This window comes from Catenulispora subtropica (assembly GCF_039531675.1).
Taxonomy (GTDB): Bacteria; Actinomycetota; Actinomycetes; order Streptomycetales; family Catenulisporaceae; genus Catenulispora; species Catenulispora subtropica.
Map to the genome: position 1 here is coordinate 86,236 of NZ_BAAAQM010000023.1, position 15,486 is coordinate 101,721.

Annotated in this window: 9 protein-coding genes; all 9 read left to right on the forward strand. The window is 72.5% G+C overall.

The features are described from left to right. Positions 1-201 precede the first annotated feature (201 nt). Positions 202-606 (forward strand): coenzyme B12-dependent isobutyryl CoA mutase small subunit, encoded by a 405-nt coding sequence (gene icmB, locus ABD466_RS20895; RefSeq protein ID WP_344658794.1) that lies wholly within the window; start codon positions 202-204, stop codon positions 604-606. 47 nt (positions 607-653) lie between these two features. Further along, complete coding sequence (locus ABD466_RS20900) at positions 654-1,979, forward strand: SWIM zinc finger family protein (RefSeq protein WP_344658795.1); 1,326 nt, start codon at positions 654-656, stop codon at positions 1,977-1,979. A 121-nt stretch (positions 1,980-2,100) separates the two neighbouring features. Continuing rightward, a complete protein-coding gene (locus tag ABD466_RS20905; protein ID WP_344658796.1) occupies positions 2,101-3,684 on the forward strand; it encodes a DUF5691 domain-containing protein in 1,584 nt (527 codons plus the stop codon). Between the two features lie 120 nt (positions 3,685-3,804). After that, positions 3,805-4,920, forward strand: coding sequence for an ATP-binding protein (locus ABD466_RS20910; protein WP_344658797.1), 1,116 nt, complete (start codon positions 3,805-3,807; stop codon positions 4,918-4,920). Then, the gene (locus tag ABD466_RS20915) at positions 4,920-7,175 is read left to right on the forward strand and encodes a DUF5682 family protein (RefSeq protein ID WP_344658798.1); all 2,256 of its coding nucleotides are present in this window, start codon (positions 4,920-4,922) and stop codon (positions 7,173-7,175) included. Before ABD466_RS20910 ends, ABD466_RS20915 begins: the two co-directional genes overlap by 1 nt. Before the next feature lie 46 nt (positions 7,176-7,221). Next, positions 7,222-8,391, forward strand: a complete 1,170-nt coding sequence (locus ABD466_RS20920; protein ID WP_344658841.1) for a VWA domain-containing protein — start codon at positions 7,222-7,224, stop codon at positions 8,389-8,391. Between the two features lie 79 nt (positions 8,392-8,470). Beyond that, positions 8,471-10,606 carry a serine/threonine-protein kinase gene (locus ABD466_RS20925; protein ID WP_344658799.1) on the forward strand — a complete coding sequence of 712 codons (2,136 nt, stop codon included), beginning with the start codon at positions 8,471-8,473 and terminating at the stop codon, positions 10,604-10,606. Further along, the gene (locus tag ABD466_RS20930) at positions 10,597-12,795 is read left to right on the forward strand and encodes a serine/threonine-protein kinase (RefSeq protein ID WP_344658800.1); all 2,199 of its coding nucleotides are present in this window, start codon (positions 10,597-10,599) and stop codon (positions 12,793-12,795) included. The genes ABD466_RS20925 and ABD466_RS20930 overlap by 10 nt, the downstream gene beginning before the upstream one ends. After that, a complete protein-coding gene (gene pepN / locus ABD466_RS20935) occupies positions 12,792-15,368 on the forward strand; it encodes an aminopeptidase N (RefSeq protein ID WP_344658801.1) in 2,577 nt (858 codons plus the stop codon). Before ABD466_RS20930 ends, pepN begins: the two co-directional genes overlap by 4 nt. The last annotated feature ends 118 nt before the right edge of the window (positions 15,369-15,486 follow it).

A 15,486-nucleotide genomic window follows, 5' to 3' on the forward strand; every position in this document is an offset into this window, starting at 1 on the left:
ACAACGGTTCGGTGGACTTTACGCGCGCTTTGCAAGCGGTTTACCGGTGTTCTCGCAGGAAGTCCGATGATCCTCACGGAACACTGTGCGGACCGTCACACTCCGGGACTACAGAGGCTCTCCACCCTGGTCGGATACTGTGTTCACTGTTTGCGGCCGATCACCGGCGATCGCCCTTAACCAGCCAGTGGAGGCAGTCGTATGAGCCAGTCAGCACCGGTCCGCGTCGTCATCGCGAAGCCCGGCCTGGACGGGCACGACCGCGGTGCGAAGGTCGTCGCCCGCGCCCTGCGCGACGCGGGCGTGGAGGTCATCTACACCGGCCTGCACCAGATGCCGGACCAGATCGTCGCCACCGCCATCCAGGAGGACGCCGACGCGATCGGCCTGTCCATCCTCTCCGGCGCGCACATGACGCAGTGCGCGAAGGTGATCGAGATCCTCAAGGAGAAGGACGCCTCCGACATCAAGGTCTTCGCCGGCGGCATCATCCCCGAGGCCGACTTCCCGGCGCTGAAGGAGATGGGCGTCGTGGAGATCTTCACCCCGGGCACGTCGACCCAGGCGATCGTGGACTGGGTCAACGCGAACCTCGCTCACGCCTGACCCCGTTTCCAGGGCGCGTGTGGGTGGGCTGAAATAGTGTTCGGTCCATGGCAGAACGTTGGACCGCAGCCCAGGTGAACTCCCTGGCCCCGGACGCGTCGTCGCAGAAGGCCGGCGCGAAACTCGGCGTGCCCGGACCCTGGTCGGACACCGGTTACCAAGAGTCCGAACGCCTCCTGTGGGGCGACTGCAAGGGGAGCGGAAGCAAGCCGTATCAAGTCACGGTCTCCGTGGCCGACTCGGACACCGCTTACAACTGCACCTGCCCCAGCAGGAAGTTCCCGTGCAAGCACGCTCTTGGTCTCCTTCTCCTCTGGGCCGCCGGCACCATCGCCGACACCGAGACCCTTCCCGAGCGGGTCGAGGCCTGGGCCGCCTCCCGCCGGGACCGGGCCGAGAAGTCCGCGGCCCGCAGCGCCGCCAAGGCCGAGAAGGCGGCCGCCGACCCCGAGGGCGCGGCCAAGCGGGCCGCGCAGCGCGCCGAGCGCATCGGCAACGGCCTGGCCGACCTCGACCGCTGGCTCACCGACCAGATCGCGGCCGGCATCAGCGACTCCTCGGCCCTGTCCTACGGCGCCGTCGACCCGGTCGCGAAGCGCCTCGTCGACGCGCAGGCCCCCGGCGTCGCGAACCGGGTGCGCACCCTGACGACAGCGCGCTCGTCCTCCGGCGACCGCTGGCCGGACGCGGTGCTCACCGAGTTCGCCCGCCTGCACCTGCTCTGCGAGGCCTGGTCGCGGCTGGGCGAGCTCCCCCCGGCCATGCAGGACACGGTCCGCCGCCGCATCGGCATCTCGGTCGACGCCGACGCCGTCCGGCGCGACGGCGAGCGGGTCGCCGACCGCTGGCACGTCCTCGGCACCCGCGACCGCGCCGCCGACAAGCTCACCGAGCGGCGCATCTGGTTGCGCGGCGCGGAGACCGGCCGCCTCGCCATGCTCCTCGCCTTCGGCGCCATGCAGCAGGCCCCGGCGCTGGCGCTGCCGGTCGGCGCCGTCTACCGCGCGGAGATGGCCTTCCACTCCGAAGCGCTCCCGCTCCGCGCCCAGATGGAGTCCGGCGAGCTGGAGACGGTCGCCGCGGTCCCGGACGGCGGCACCCTCCAGACCGCCGCCGACGAGTTCGCCGCCGCCCTCGCCGTGGACCCCTGGCAGGAGGGCTGGCCGGTGGTCGTCGCCGACGCCGTCCCGGACCGCGACGGCGAGCTCCGTGACGCCGAGGGGCGCCGCGTCCCCCTGCTCTGCGATGAGACCGCCCTGTGGCGCCTCCTGGCGGTCTCCGGCGGTCATCCGGTGACCGTGTTCGGCGACTACACCGACGCCGGCTTCGAGCCGCTGACGGTGTGGTCCGAAGGCGCCGCGGTGGCCCTCTGATGTGGGAATTTCAGAGTATTGCCATGCCTGGGCGAGACTGTCAGAGGCTTGGTGCACAATTTGTGGACATCAGTGCGAAGGCTGTGGGGATCTCCTACTCGGCGGAAGCGCGGTGAGCACCATGAACGAAGCCTCCAATCAGACCGGTTCCGAGGTCTGGCAGGACCTTGTCTCGACGGCCCTGGTCGGCACCGACCGGCGGACGCCCCCGGCCGCGGGCCGCTTCTCGGCCCCCGGTGACAGCCCGGCTTCCGCGCTGCTCAGCTCCGCGGCGCTGATGAGCGCGTGGCGCCGCGCGGGCAGCGCGGGCTCCGCCTACTCCGCCGAACTCGTCGGCGAGCAGGACGAGCCCGGCAGCGGTCAGGCGGCGACGGCCACCGTCACCGCCCGCTCCGCCACCCACGACCCCCGGCCGCTGCTGTCGACCGCGACCTCGGCCCGCCTGACCGCCCTGGTCGCCTCCCGCTCCGAGTCCCTGCCCGAGTACCTGGAGGCCGCGGCGAAGACCGGTCGCCGGGCCCCGGCCGAGCTGCTGCCGCCGCTGTTCGACTACGCCCGCGGCAGCAAGGCGGTGCGCGCCGACCTGATGACCCTGGCCGGCCCGCGCGGCACGTGGCTGGCGAAGCAGAACCAGCAGTGGTCGACCTTCACCCGGTACGCGTCGACGCCTGATGCCGACGCCTGGTCGTCCGACAAGCCGCACGAGCGCATCGGGTACCTCGCCTGGTTTCGCGGCAAGGACCCGGCGGCCGCCCGCGCGCTCGTCGAGGAGGCGTGGAGCCAGCCCGGCCATGCCGCCGAGACCCGGGCCGCCTACGTCGAGACGTTCGCGGTCGGCCTCGGGCCCGAGGACGAGCCGTTCCTGGAATCAGCCCTGGACGACAAGTCCCGCCAGGTCCGGACGGAAGCCGTCCGCCTCCTGGCGACGCTGTCCGGCTCCCGCTTCGCCGACCGGATGACCCGGCGCCTGCACGAGTGGGTCGAGGTGATCAGCGAAGGTGACGCCGTCCTGGTCAAGATCAAGGACCGGGAACTGCGGCTCACCGAGGACCAGGTGCGCGACGGGCTCGGCGAGGGCTGGGTCCAGACCGAGGACGAGCGGCGGCTGGCCAAGATGCAGCCCTCGTACTGGTTCGAGGACCTCATAGCCTCCACGCCCCTGCTCGCCTGGGAGCACTTCGGCCTGGCCCCGGCCCGGCTGCTGCGCGCCACGGCCGCCAACCGCTGGGAGGCCGCCTCCTGCCACCGCGGCTGGCGTTCGGCCACCCTGCGCCAGCGTGACGCCGCGTGGGCCGAGGCCTTCTGCGCCGTCAACGCCGCCAACGACATGCTGGAGCTGCTGCCGGACGAGGCCGCCGAGCGCTGGTGCCTGGGTGTGGTGGCCGACCACCGGTCGCAGTACTCGATCCACAGCGCGCCGATCATCCTCAGCCGCCTGGGCCGGCCGTGGCCGGACGCGGTGTGCGAGGCGCTGCTGGCGGCGGTCCCGAAGTACCTGCCCAACGCCACCCGCAACGACGTCGCGCGCTTCTTCGGCATGGACAACCTGGCCGGGCGCTGGATGCCGCCGTCGTTCGCGGCCGCGGTGACCGCCAAGGCCGACGAGATCCGCGCCGAGCACCCGCTGTGGGCCGAGGATCTGGACGACCTCGCGGCGATGCTGCGGGACCGGGCCCTGATGCTCGCCGAGCTGGACGTCGTCTGATATGGACGCACTCGGCGCGAACGCTGTCTGATTCCCCCGAGCTGGACGCTGTCTGATTCCTTCCCCCAAGGTGGACTCTCGAGTGGGTACCGCCTTGCCGAAAATCGAAAGTTGCCTCCCATGTCGCTTGCCTCCAATGACACACAGCCCACGGTCCTCCGCCAGCACGCCGAGCAGGCCTTCGCCACCGAGCTGGAAGCCCTGCGCAAGGCCGACGCCGACTCCGGCCGGCCGAAGCCGCCGCGCTGGAAGCTGTCACCGTGGGCGGTCGCGACCTACCTGCTCGGCGGCACGCTCGACGACGGCACCGTGATCAGCCCCAAGTACATCGGCCCGCGCCGGATCGTCGAGATCGCCATCGCCACCCTGGCCACCGACCGCGCGCTGCTGCTGGTGGGCGTCCCGGGCACGGCCAAGACCTGGGTCTCCGAGCACCTGGCGGCCGCCATCTCCGGCGACTCCACGCTGTTGGTGCAGGGCACCGCGGGCACGCCCGAGGAGGCGATGCGCTACGGCTGGAACTATGCCCAGCTGCTGGCCCACGGCCCCTCGCGCGACGCGCTGGTCCCCAGCCCCCTGATGCGCGCCATGGCCACCGGTGCGATCGCCCGCATCGAGGAGCTCACCCGGATACCGGCCGACGTGCAGGACACGCTGATCACCATCCTGTCGGAGAAGACGCTGCCGATCCCGGAGCTCGGCGAGGAGACCCAGGCCGAGAAGGGCTTCAGCGTCATCGCCACCGCGAACGACCGGGACAAGGGCGTCAACGACCTGTCTTCGGCGCTGCGCCGCCGGTTCAACACCGTCGTGCTGCCGCTGCCGGGCACCGCGGAGGAGGAGATCGCGATCGTCTCCCAGCGCGTGCAGTCCCTCGGCAAGGCGCTGGAGCTGCCCGAGGTCCCGGCCGCGCACGAGGAGATCCGCCGCGTGGTCACGGTCTTCCGCGAGCTGCGCAGCGGTCTGACCGCCGACGGCAAGACCAAGCTGAAGACCCCCTCCGGCACGCTGTCCCCGGCCGAGGCGATCTCGGTGGTGGCCGGCGGGATCGCGCTGGCCGCGCACTTCGGCGACGGCACGCTGCGCCCGGCCGACGTCGCCGCCGGCATTCTCGGCGCCGTGGTGAAGGACGCCTCGACCGACAAGCTGGTGTGGCAGGAGTACCTGGAGACGGTCGCGCGCGGCCGCGAGGGCTGGACCGAGTTCTACCGCAGCTGCCGCGAGGTCAGCGCCTGATGACGGTCACCCTGCTGGGGATCCGCCATCACGGGCCCGGATCCGCCAGAGCGGTCGCGGCGGCGCTGGCGGAGCTGCGGCCGGACGCGATCCTCATCGAGGGCCCGCCCGAGGCCGACGCGTTGATCCCGATGGCCGCGCATCCTTCGATGCGTCCGCCGGTCGCGCTGCTGGTCTACGCCGACGCCGATCCGTCCCGCGCCGGCTTCTGGCCCTTCGCCGAGTTCTCGCCCGAGTGGATCGCCATGTGCTTCGGGGTCGAGGCCGGGGTCCCGGTGCGCTTCATCGACCTTCCGGCGTCGCACCGCTTCGCGGAGGTCGCCGGGGAGGAGAGCGAGGACGGCCCGGTCGACCGGGCCGAGAGCGGGGAGCCCCGGGTTCCCGAAATCCACCGCACCGATCCCATCGCGGCCCTCGCCGAGGCCGCCGGTTACGACGACCCCGAGCGCTGGTGGGAGGACGTCGTCGAGCAGCGCGCCGACGGCACCTTCTCCGCCCTCGACTCCTTCCAGGCCATCGCCGACGCCATGACCGCCGTCCGCGACTACGCGCCGCCGGAGGACGAGGAGCGCGAGGCCTACATGCGCCAGTGCATCCGGGAGGCGGTGAAGGCCGGCCACGAGCGCATCGCCGTGGTCTGCGGTGCCTTCCACGTCCCGGCGCTGGCGACGCTGGGCCCGGCCGCACCGGATGCCAAGCTCCTCAAGGAGCTGCCGAAGAAGGTGAAGACCACGGCCACCTGGGTCCCGTGGACCCACGGCCGACTCTCCTTCCGCTCCGGCTACGGCGCCGGCATCGAGTCCCCGGGCTGGTACCACCACCTGTTCACGGCTCCCGACCGCGTCGTCGAGCGCTGGCTGGCCAAGGTCGCCGAGCTGTTCCGCACGGAGGACCTGCCGGTCTCCTCCGCGCACCTGATCGAGGCCACGCGCCTGGCCGACACCCTGGCGACGCTGCGCGGCCGCACCCTGGCCGGGCTCACCGAGGTCACCGACGCCGTGCAGTCCGTGCTCTGCGGCGGGTACGACACGCCGATGGCGCTGGTCCGGGACAAACTGGTGATCGGCGAGGACCTCGGCGAGGTGCCGCCGGACGTGCCGGTGGTGCCGCTGGCCGCCGACCTGGCCAAGGAGCAGAAGCGGCTGCGCTTCCAGCCCAAGCCCGGCCAGACCGAGGCCGAGCTGGACCTGCGCAAGCCCAACGACGCCGACAAGTCCCGCCTGCTGCACCGGCTGAACATCCTCGGCATCCACTGGGGCGCGCTCGGCCGTTCGCGCGGCACCGGCACCTTCCGCGAGACCTGGGCCCTGGACTGGCAGCCGGAGTTCGCTGTGAAGCTGGTCGAGGCCGCGATCTGGGGCACCACCGTGGTCTCCGCGGCGGCGGCCAAGGCCGCGGACCGCGCGGCCGACGCCGAACAGCTGGCCGGGATCACCGACGTCGTCGAGACCTGCCTGCTCGCCGACCTGCCGGACGCCCTGGACCCGATCATGGGCCTGCTGGCCGACCGCGCGGCGGTGGACACCGATGTGGCGCACCTGGCGGACGCGCTGCCCGCGCTGGCCCGGACGCTGCGCTACGGCGACGTGCGCGGCACCGACACCTCGGCGCTGCGCAAGGTCGCCGACACCCTGGTGGTGCGCATCGCGCTCGGCTTCCCGCAGGCCTGCACCGGCCTGGACGAGGACGGCGCGCAGCAGATGCGGGCCCGCATGGACAACACCCACCAGGCGGTCGGCCTCCTGGACGACGCCGAGGCCAGCGCGCAGTGGTACAAGGCGATGGGGCTGGTCGCCGACCGCGAGGGCATGACCGGGCTGCTGGCCGGGCGGGCCGTGCGGCTGCTCTACGACGCCGACAAGATCGACGGCGACGAGCTGAACCGGCGCATGGGCCTGGCCCTGACCCCGGGCGTGGCGCCGGCCGAGGCCGCGGCCTGGCTGGACGGCGTGCTGTCCGGCGGGGCGATGCTGCTCATCCACGACCCGGTGCTGCTCGGCCTGCTGGACCGGTGGATCGCCGGCATCCCGGCGGACTCGTTCACCGACGTGCTGCCGCTGCTGCGCCGCACGTTCTCGAACTTCGAGGGCCCCGAGCGGCGCAAGATCGGTGAGCTGGCCCGGGCCCTGGGCGCGGCGCCGGTGGCCGGGGTCGCGACGGCCGCCGAGGCGCCGGGCTTCGACGCCGCCCGCGCCGACCGTGCCCTGCCGGTGGTGCGGATGCTGCTCGGGTTGAAGGAGGAAGCAGGTGTCTGACGCACAGGCTGTGGCGGTCTCCGCCGGCCCGGACCACGACGAGCGCATGCGCCGCTGGCGCCTGGTCCTCGGCGGGGACGACGACGGCACCGGCTGCAAGCTGTCCGGCGTCGACCTGGAGATGGACAAGGCGCTGGCCGCGCTCTACAACAAGGGCGGCTACGAGACCGGCTCCGGCGGCGGTGTCACCGGCCGCGGCCGCGCGAAGGGCGGGCAGCAGGCCCAGCGCAGTGCCGGCCTCGGCGCCTCCTCGCCACAGGTCGCCCGGTGGCTCGGCGACATCCGCAACTATTTCCCGCAGACCGTCGTGCAGGTCATGCAGCGCGACGCCATCGACCGCCTGAACCTGCGCCAGCTGCTGCTGGAGCCGGAGATGATGGAGTCGGTCGAACCGGACGTGCATCTGGTCGGCACCCTGCTGTCGCTGAACCACTTGATGCCGGCCGAGACCAAGGAGACCGCGCGCCAGGTGGTGCGCAAGCTGGTCGAGGACCTGGAGAAGCGCCTCGGCGCCAAGCTGCGGGCCACGGTCAGCGGCGCGCTGGACAAGAGCACCCGCACCAGCCGGCCCCGGCACAGCGACATCGACTGGGGCCGCACGATCCAGGTGAACCTGAAGAACTACCTGCCCGAGTACCAGACCGTGGTGCCCGAGCGGCTGGTCGGCTACGCGCGCAAGGAGCGCGCGGTGAAGCGGGACGTGGTGCTGGCGATCGACCAGTCCGGGTCGATGTACGCCTCGGTGGTCTACGCGTCGGTGTTCGGTGCCGTGCTGGCCTCGCTGAAGTCGCTGAAGACGTCGCTGGTGGTGTTCGACACCGCGGTGGTGGACCTGACGCCGCAGCTGGCGGACCCGGTCGACGTCCTGTTCGGCACCCAGCTCGGCGGCGGCACCGACATCAACCGGGCCATCGCCTACAGCCAGTCGCTGATCACCCGGCCCACCGAGTCCATCTTCATCCTGATCTCCGACCTCTACGAAGGCGGCGTGCGGCGGGAGATGCTGCGACGGGTCGCGGAGATGACCGCGGCCGGCACCCAGGTGATCGTGCTGCTGGCGCTGTCCGACGAGGGGGCGCCGTCCTATGACCGGGAGAACGCCGCCGCGCTGGCCGCGCTGGGCGTGCCCGCGTTCGCGTGTACGCCCGACAAGTTCGGGGATCTGATGGCGGCCGCGATCCAGCGCCAGGATCTGGGAAGGTTCCTCACCGACTAGAGCCGAAGACTGGTGACGACCCGGATACCGTCCGTCGCCTCCCGAGCGCACCCTGGTGGTGAAGGAGGGGGTGGTCGCGGTGGCTTCCAGATGGACGGTTCCGGGTTACGAGGAGATCAGGGAACTGGGGGCCGGGGCCACCGGCCGGGTGGTGCTGGCGCGCCACACCGGATCCGGGCGGCCCGTGGCGATCAAGTATCTGGCGCGGCGGTTGGTGCGCGAGTCCGGGTTCCTGGAGCGGTTCCGGCGGGAGGCCGAGACGCTGGCCCGCCTCCAGGATCCGCACATCGTGCGGATCCTGGACTACGCCGAGTCCCGGGACGGCGCGGCGATCGTGATGGAGCCGGTGTCCGGGCCGACGCTGCGTGGTCTGCTGGTGAGCCGGGGGCCGTGCCCGCCCGAGGTGGCGCTGACCGTCCTGCGGGGGTCGCTGCTGGGGCTGGGTGCGGCGCACGCGAACGGGGTCGTGCACCGGGACTACAAGCCGGAGAACGTGCTGGTCGACGCGGCGGGGGACAGTAAGCTCGCTGATTTCGGGGTCGCCGCGCCGGCCGGTCGGGACGTGCCCGGGCACGGGACGCCGGCGTATATGGCGCCCGAACAGTGGAACGGGATGCGGGCGACGCCGGCCACCGACATGTACGCGGCGACCGTGGTGTTCTTCGAGATGCTGACCGGGCAGCGGCCCTTCAGCTCGGACACGATGGCCGGGCTGCGGCACGCGCACGAAGCGGCGCCGCTGCCGCTGGAGTACGCGCCGGAGCCGGTGCGGCCGCTGGTGGCGCTGGGGCTGTCGAAGGACCCTGACCAGCGCTACCAGGATGTGCCGAGCTTCCTGGCACATCTGGAGCGGGTGGCCCTCGCCGGGTACGGAGCGGACTGGCGGGAACGGGGGACGCGGGACCTGGCGGCCGCCGTGGCGGCGATGATCGCGGCGTTTCCGCTGCTGGCCCTGGGCGGCGGCGGGGGTGCCGCGGCCGGTGGGGGAGCGACCGGGAGCTCGGCCGTCGACGCGGGGCAGGCGGGTCAGGCTTCGAGCGTGGCGCGGTCCGGCGGCCGGGAGGCGGCGCGGGCCGTCGAGCGCGGAGGCGGCCGGGCGGGCCGGCTCGGGGCCCGGCTCGGAGCGTCGGCGGCCAAGGTGAAGGTGGCCGCGGCGGTGTTCGGACTGGCCGCGGTCGCCACCACCACGACGGTGGTGGTCGCGAACACGGCGCCGACCGGGCAGCCGCGGCCGGCGGCGGCCTCGACGCCGTCGGCGCTGGGGACGGCGACGACGTCGGCGGGCACGGGCACGCCGAGTCCCTCGGGCGAGGTGAGCACGTCAAGTCCGGATTCCCCGACCCCGACCGACGGGACCACCGACAGTTCCTCGACGAGCGGGGCCACCGACAGTTCCTCGACGAGCGCACCGTCTTCGGTGGGCTCCGGAAGTGGGGGACCGGTGACGACGTCCTCATCGAGCAGCTCTTCGGCGCCTTCTTCGAGCGCCGCCCCGCCGTCGACGACCGCGAAGCCGTCGACGCCGAGTTCGAAGCCGCCGAGCTCGGGTCCGACGACGCCGCCCACCACGCCGAGCACGCCGAACCTGGTTCCGTCGGCACTGATGGTCTCGGTCAACGATCCGGCGCTGGTGGGATCGAGCTCCATGTGTGCCGGCAAAGGGCTCCATGTGACGGTCACCGGAAAGATCTCCTACAGCGGTGCCGCGCCTGCGAAGGCCACGTATGTCTGGACGCGTAGCGACGGGACAAAGAGCGCCACGCAGACGGTTTCCGTCAGCGGCGGCTCGGCGACGGTCACGGACACGTTCGGGGCCGGGGCCGGCGGATGGGACCAGTTGTCGGTCGGGACCGTGACGTCGTCACACGCCTCTTATACGGTGAACTGCGTAGCGGGCAAATTGTCCGCCCTGAACGCGACGGCGACCGGCTGCGCGACGACGCCGGGGAACGTGAACTTCACGGGGACGATCTCCGGGACGCCGGGGAGCACGGTGCGGTGGTACTGGTACTTGGCGTTCTCGACCGGGACGCCGACGTCGGCGCAGGGGGAGTGGACGAACGTGACGCTGGACGCGCGCGGTAACGGAGCGGTGCGGTTCTACGGCTGGAGCAACTTCTCCAACACCATGACGGGCAGCGTCATGGTCGACCCGATGGACGGCGGGAAGCCGTTCCGGCTGGCGTCGGCCGTCGGAACCCTGACATGTCGGTGAAGATGGAGCCACTGCGGTCCGGCGACCCGCAGGGCGTGGGGCGGTACCGGTTCCTGGGGCGCCTCGGCGCGGGCGGGATGGGCCTGGTGTGCCTCGGCCGCGGCCCGGACGGCCGCCTGGTCGCGGTGAAGCTGATCCACGAGGACATCGCCGCCGATCCGGACTACCGCCGCCGCTTCGCCCGCGAGGTGCGCGCCGCCGCCGCGGTCCAGGCCCGCTTCACCGCCGCGGTGGTCGACGCCGACCCCCAGGCCCCGCAGCCCTGGTACGCCTCCGAGTTCATCGACGGCCCCACCCTCGGCCAGATCGTGAGACGCACCGGCCCCCTGGAGGAACGCGCCCTCCGCGCCCTGGCCGCGGGCCTGGCCGAGGCGGTCGCCGCGTTCGAGACCGCGGGCCTGGTCCACCGCGACCTGAAACCGGACAACATCCTCCTCGCCGCCGACGGCCCCAAGGTCATCGACTTCGGCATCGCCCGCGGCGAGAACGACAGCCTCCTCACCCGCGCCGGCTCCGTCCTCGGCTCCCCCGGCTACATGAGCCCCGAACAGATAGCCGGCGACCGCGTCACCTCCGCCTCCGACGTCTTCAGCCTCGGCGCCGTCCTCGCCTTCGCCGGCCAGGCCGCCGGCGCCTTCGGCGACGGCCCCGCGGAAGCCCGCATCTACATGACCAAGTTCGGCGACCCCGACATCAGCGGCATCCCGCTGCCGCTCCGTGACCCGCTGCTCCGCTGCCTGGCGAAGAAACCACGCGACCGGCCGACGCCCCGGGAGCTGGTGACGTGGTGGTCGGTGCGAACCGACGAGCTGGGCACACTGATCAATATTGGACGCGGCCCGGGGGCGCAGAGCGCTGAGAGCGTGCGGCCGACGGGGGAACGGTTGTACGGCGCTCCTGCTGCGGGAACTGGGGGATCCGGCGGTTCGGCTCCGCCGTCAAGCTCTGGCGGCCTGGTCGGCGGGCAGCACGGGCAAGCCGGAGTCAGCGGTCCTGGCGCGGCTCCACTATCGGCGGTACCGCCAAGCTCCGGCGGCCTGGTCGGCGGGCAGCACAGCCAAGCTGGTGTCGCGGCTGCCGGACCGGTAAGCGGTCCGATGGTCGGCGGTGGCGGTGGCGGTGCGACACCGGGCAGCCCGGTTCCGGCATCTGCGGCGCAGCACAGCCAGGCGCCGTGGCAGCCGAGCGGCCTGGTGCCAGCCACCCCGGCGAGCCCTGCTGTTCCTGCTGCTCCTGTCGTTCCTGCTGTTCCTGCCCCTCCTGCCGTTCCTGTCGCTCCCGGCTCCCGCGTCTACGGCGAGCCCACCGCCGTCGCCAGCGCCGACGATCTCGACCTCGCGGCGCCGCCCTCGCCATCGGCAGAACCCTGGCTCCCTCCGACCCCCTGGCTGCCCGGCAGCGACGAGGTCAGCCTCGCCCTCCCCGCCGATCCCGGCGCCGACGGCCGCCTCGACTCGCGCCTCGCGACCATGGCCGGGGCCTCGTCCGCGCCGCCGCTCGCGCCGGTTCCGCTCGGCAACCCGTTCATCGCCCGTGAGTGGACCCCCGCGCCGAAGCCGCACCAGCCGCAACGGCCTCGCCCGTGGTGGCGGCAGCTGGTCGGCGTCGACCGGTTACCCGGCGGTGTGTTCCGAGACCTGCTCGCCGGTCTGGCCGCCGCCGGAATACTCGCGCTCTTCAGCTTTCCCGAGCCGAGCACCGTCCTGGCCGTCGCCTTCGCCGCGACCGCGCTGGCGCTGGGCTTCGTCCTCGGCGGGCGTCGCAGCGCGCTCGCGGTGGCCGCCTACTCCGGTGCCGCGCTCGGCGGCGTGAAGATCCTGCCGGGCAAGCTCGCCGCTTCGACGCACGATCCCAGCCTCGCCTTCGTCCTCCAGATCGCGGTGCTTCTCCTGGCCGCCGGGGGCATCGCCCGGGTCGCGGGCCTGGCGCGGCGGCCGGTCCTGGGGTTCGCCGTGGCGTTCGCCGGGTACATCGCGTCGCAGGCGGCGGCCGTCCTGTGGGTCGCGAACCGGACCGGTGTCGACTTCCTCACGGCCTGGCGCGCGGGGACCGAGGGGCTCCTGATCTACCGTGACGCCGGGATCGCCGCCGCATGCGCCGCCGCCGTGGGCTTCCTCGCGCTCGTAGGATCGTCGCAGGCGGCCGTCGGCGTGGACGGTCCTTACCGCGCGACAGGAGAACACCGATGACAGGCGGCAATCTGACCCGCGACGAGGCGGCGGAGCGTGCCCGGCTGCTGACGGCCCGGCACTATGCCGTCGAGCTGGACCTCACGCGCGGCGACACCACCTTCGGGTCCAGGAGCACGATCAGCTTCGCCTGCGCCGAGCCGGGGGCGGCCAGCTTCGTCGACCTGCTCGCGCCGGCGGTGCGCAGTGTGACGCTGAACGGCGTGGCGCTGGATCCCGCCGAGGTGTTCGACGGCGCGCGGGTGCACCTGGCGGGGCTGCAGGCCGAGAACGTCGTCGTCATCGACGCCGACGCCGCCTACAGCCGCACCGGCGAGGGTCTGCACCGCTTCGTCGACCCGGTGGACGGCGAGGTCTACCTCTACACCCAGTTCGAGCCGGCCGACTCCCGCCGGCTGTTCGCCAACTTCGAGCAGCCCGACCTCAAGGCCGCCTTCCAGTTCACCGTGACCGCCCCGGCGAACTGGCGCGTCTGGTCCAACGAGAGCCTCGAGGAGCTCACCCAGGACGCGGCCGGCGCCAACGTCTGGCGCTTCAACGCGACCGAGCCGATCTCCACCTACATCACCGCGATCGTGGCCGGCGACTACCACGTGGTCGAGGACTCCCACATCGTCCGCCTGCCCGATGGCTCCGACCTGCTGATCCCGGTCAGCGCCATGGTCCGCAAGTCGCTGGCCCCGTACTTCGACGCCGCCGCGATCCTCGAGGTCACCAAGGCCGGCCTGGACTTCTACCACCGGATCTTCGACTACCCGTACCCCTTCGGGAAGTACGACTCGGCCTTCGTCCCCGAGTACAACCTCGGCGCCATGGAGAACCCGGGCCTGGTCACCTTCAACGAGAAGATGGTCTTCCGCTCCAAGACCACCGACGCCTCCTACCAGGGCCGCGCCAACACGATCATGCACGAGATGGCGCACATGTGGTTCGGCGACCTGGTCACCATGAAGTGGTGGGACGACCTGTGGCTCAAGGAGTCCTTCGCCGACTTCATGGGCGCCTACGCCCTGGTCCACGCCACCCGCTGGACGTCCGCCTGGGTCTCCTTCGCCAACGGCCGCAAGGCCTGGGCCTACCGCCAGGACCAGCTGCCGAGCACACACCCGATCGTGGCCGACATCCGCGACCTGGAGGACGCCCGCCTCAACTTCGACGGCATCACCTACGCCAAGGGCGCCTCGGTCCTGAAGCAGCTGGCCGCCTACGTGGGGGAGGACGCCTTCCTGGAGGGCGCCCGCCGCTACTTCCAGCGCCACGCCTTCGGCAACACCACCCTGAACGACCTGCTGGAGGTCCTGGAGGAGACCTCCGGCCGCGATCTGAAGACCTGGTCCCGGGCCTGGCTGGAGACCGCGGGCGTCAACACCCTGACCGCGGAGATCGACACCGACGCCGCCGGCGTCGTGACCGCCGCGCGGATCCGCCAGAGCGCCGTCCCCGCGTTCCCGACGCTGCGGCCGCACCGCATCGCCGTCGGCGGCTACAGCCCGAACCCGGCCACCGGCGCGGTCGAGCTGGTCGAGCGCGTCGAACTGGACGTCGACGGGGAGCTGACCGAGCTGCCGCAGCTCGTCGGCAAGCCGCGCCCGGCGCTGGTCCTGCTCAACGACCAGGACCTCACGTACGCCAAGATCCGTTTCACCGCCGAGGAGATCGCCGCCTTCGAACGCGGCGGCATCGCGGCCCTCGGGGACAGCATGGCCCGGGCGCTGGCCTGGTCCGGCGTGTGGCACATGACGCGCGACGCGGTGGTCTCCGGCCGGCGCTTCCTCGACATCGTCCTGCGCAACATCGAGGCCGAGACCGACATCAGCGTCGTGCAGAACCTGCTGCGGCAGGCCGGACTGGTGCGCTCGCAGTACCTGGACCCGGCGAACCGTGCCGCGGCCGACGCGAAGGTGTCCGCGCGGCTGGTGGAGCTGCTGGCCGCCGCGGCGCCCGGCAGCGACCACCAGGTGGCGTTCGCCTACGGCGCGGTGCGCGCCGCGAGCCGGGACGCGGACTTCGACCGGCTCAAGGCCCTGCTGTCCGGCGACCTCGGGTACGACGGCCTCACCGTGGACCAGGACCTGCGCTGGGCGATCATCGAGGAGCTCGCCGCCGCCGGCCACGACGACGACGGCGTGCTCGCCGACCGCGAGGCCGGCACCGACGACACCGCCGACGGGCGCCGCCACCGGGCCGCGGCCCGCGCGGCCCGCCCGCTGGCCGAGGCGAAGGCCGAGGCCTGGCGGCTGGTGGTGGAGACACCCGATCAGCCCAACGACCTGATCGGCGCGGTGCTCGGCCGGTTCCACCACGGCGACCAGGAGAAGCTGGCCGAACCGTACGTCGAGCCCTACTTCGAGGGGCTGGCCGCGATCTGGGCCGAGCGCAGCATCCAGAACGCCGAGCGCATCGTCGGCGGCGGCTACCCGTGGCCCCTGGCGTCGGACGAGCTGCTGGCCCGCACCGACGCCTGGCTGGCGTCGGACGCGGCGAAGGCGCCGGCGCTGCGGCGGCTGGTGCTGGAGGCGCGCGACGACGCGGCGCGCGCGCTGCGGGCCCAGGAGTGCGACCGAGAGGCGTAGCAGCCCCGGTGGTGCCGACGGACCCCACCGGTCTCATCTCACACGATGAGACCGGTGGCGACTCGTCGTGTGGCCCGATTCACACCCCTGCTGTTCGCCTCCCGGTTCGTGATCTGGC

Bases quoted from the DNA above. Each gene is read 5' to 3' on its own strand.
- icmB (WP_344658794.1), top strand. From the start codon at position 202: ATGAGCCAGTCAGCACCGGTCCGCGTCGTCATCGCGAAGCCCGGCCTG.
- ABD466_RS20900 (WP_344658795.1), top strand. From the start codon at position 654: ATGGCAGAACGTTGGACCGCAGCCCAGGTGAACTCCCTGGCCCCGGAC.
- ABD466_RS20905 (WP_344658796.1), top strand. From the start codon at position 2,101: ATGAACGAAGCCTCCAATCAGACCGGTTCCGAGGTCTGGCAGGACCTT.
- ABD466_RS20910 (WP_344658797.1), top strand. From the start codon at position 3,805: ATGTCGCTTGCCTCCAATGACACACAGCCCACGGTCCTCCGCCAGCAC.
- ABD466_RS20915 (WP_344658798.1), top strand. From the start codon at position 4,920: ATGACGGTCACCCTGCTGGGGATCCGCCATCACGGGCCCGGATCCGCC.
- ABD466_RS20920 (WP_344658841.1), top strand. From the start codon at position 7,222: ATGCGCCGCTGGCGCCTGGTCCTCGGCGGGGACGACGACGGCACCGGC.
- ABD466_RS20930 (WP_344658800.1), top strand. From the start codon at position 10,597: ATGTCGGTGAAGATGGAGCCACTGCGGTCCGGCGACCCGCAGGGCGTG.
- pepN (WP_344658801.1), top strand. From the start codon at position 12,792: ATGACAGGCGGCAATCTGACCCGCGACGAGGCGGCGGAGCGTGCCCGG.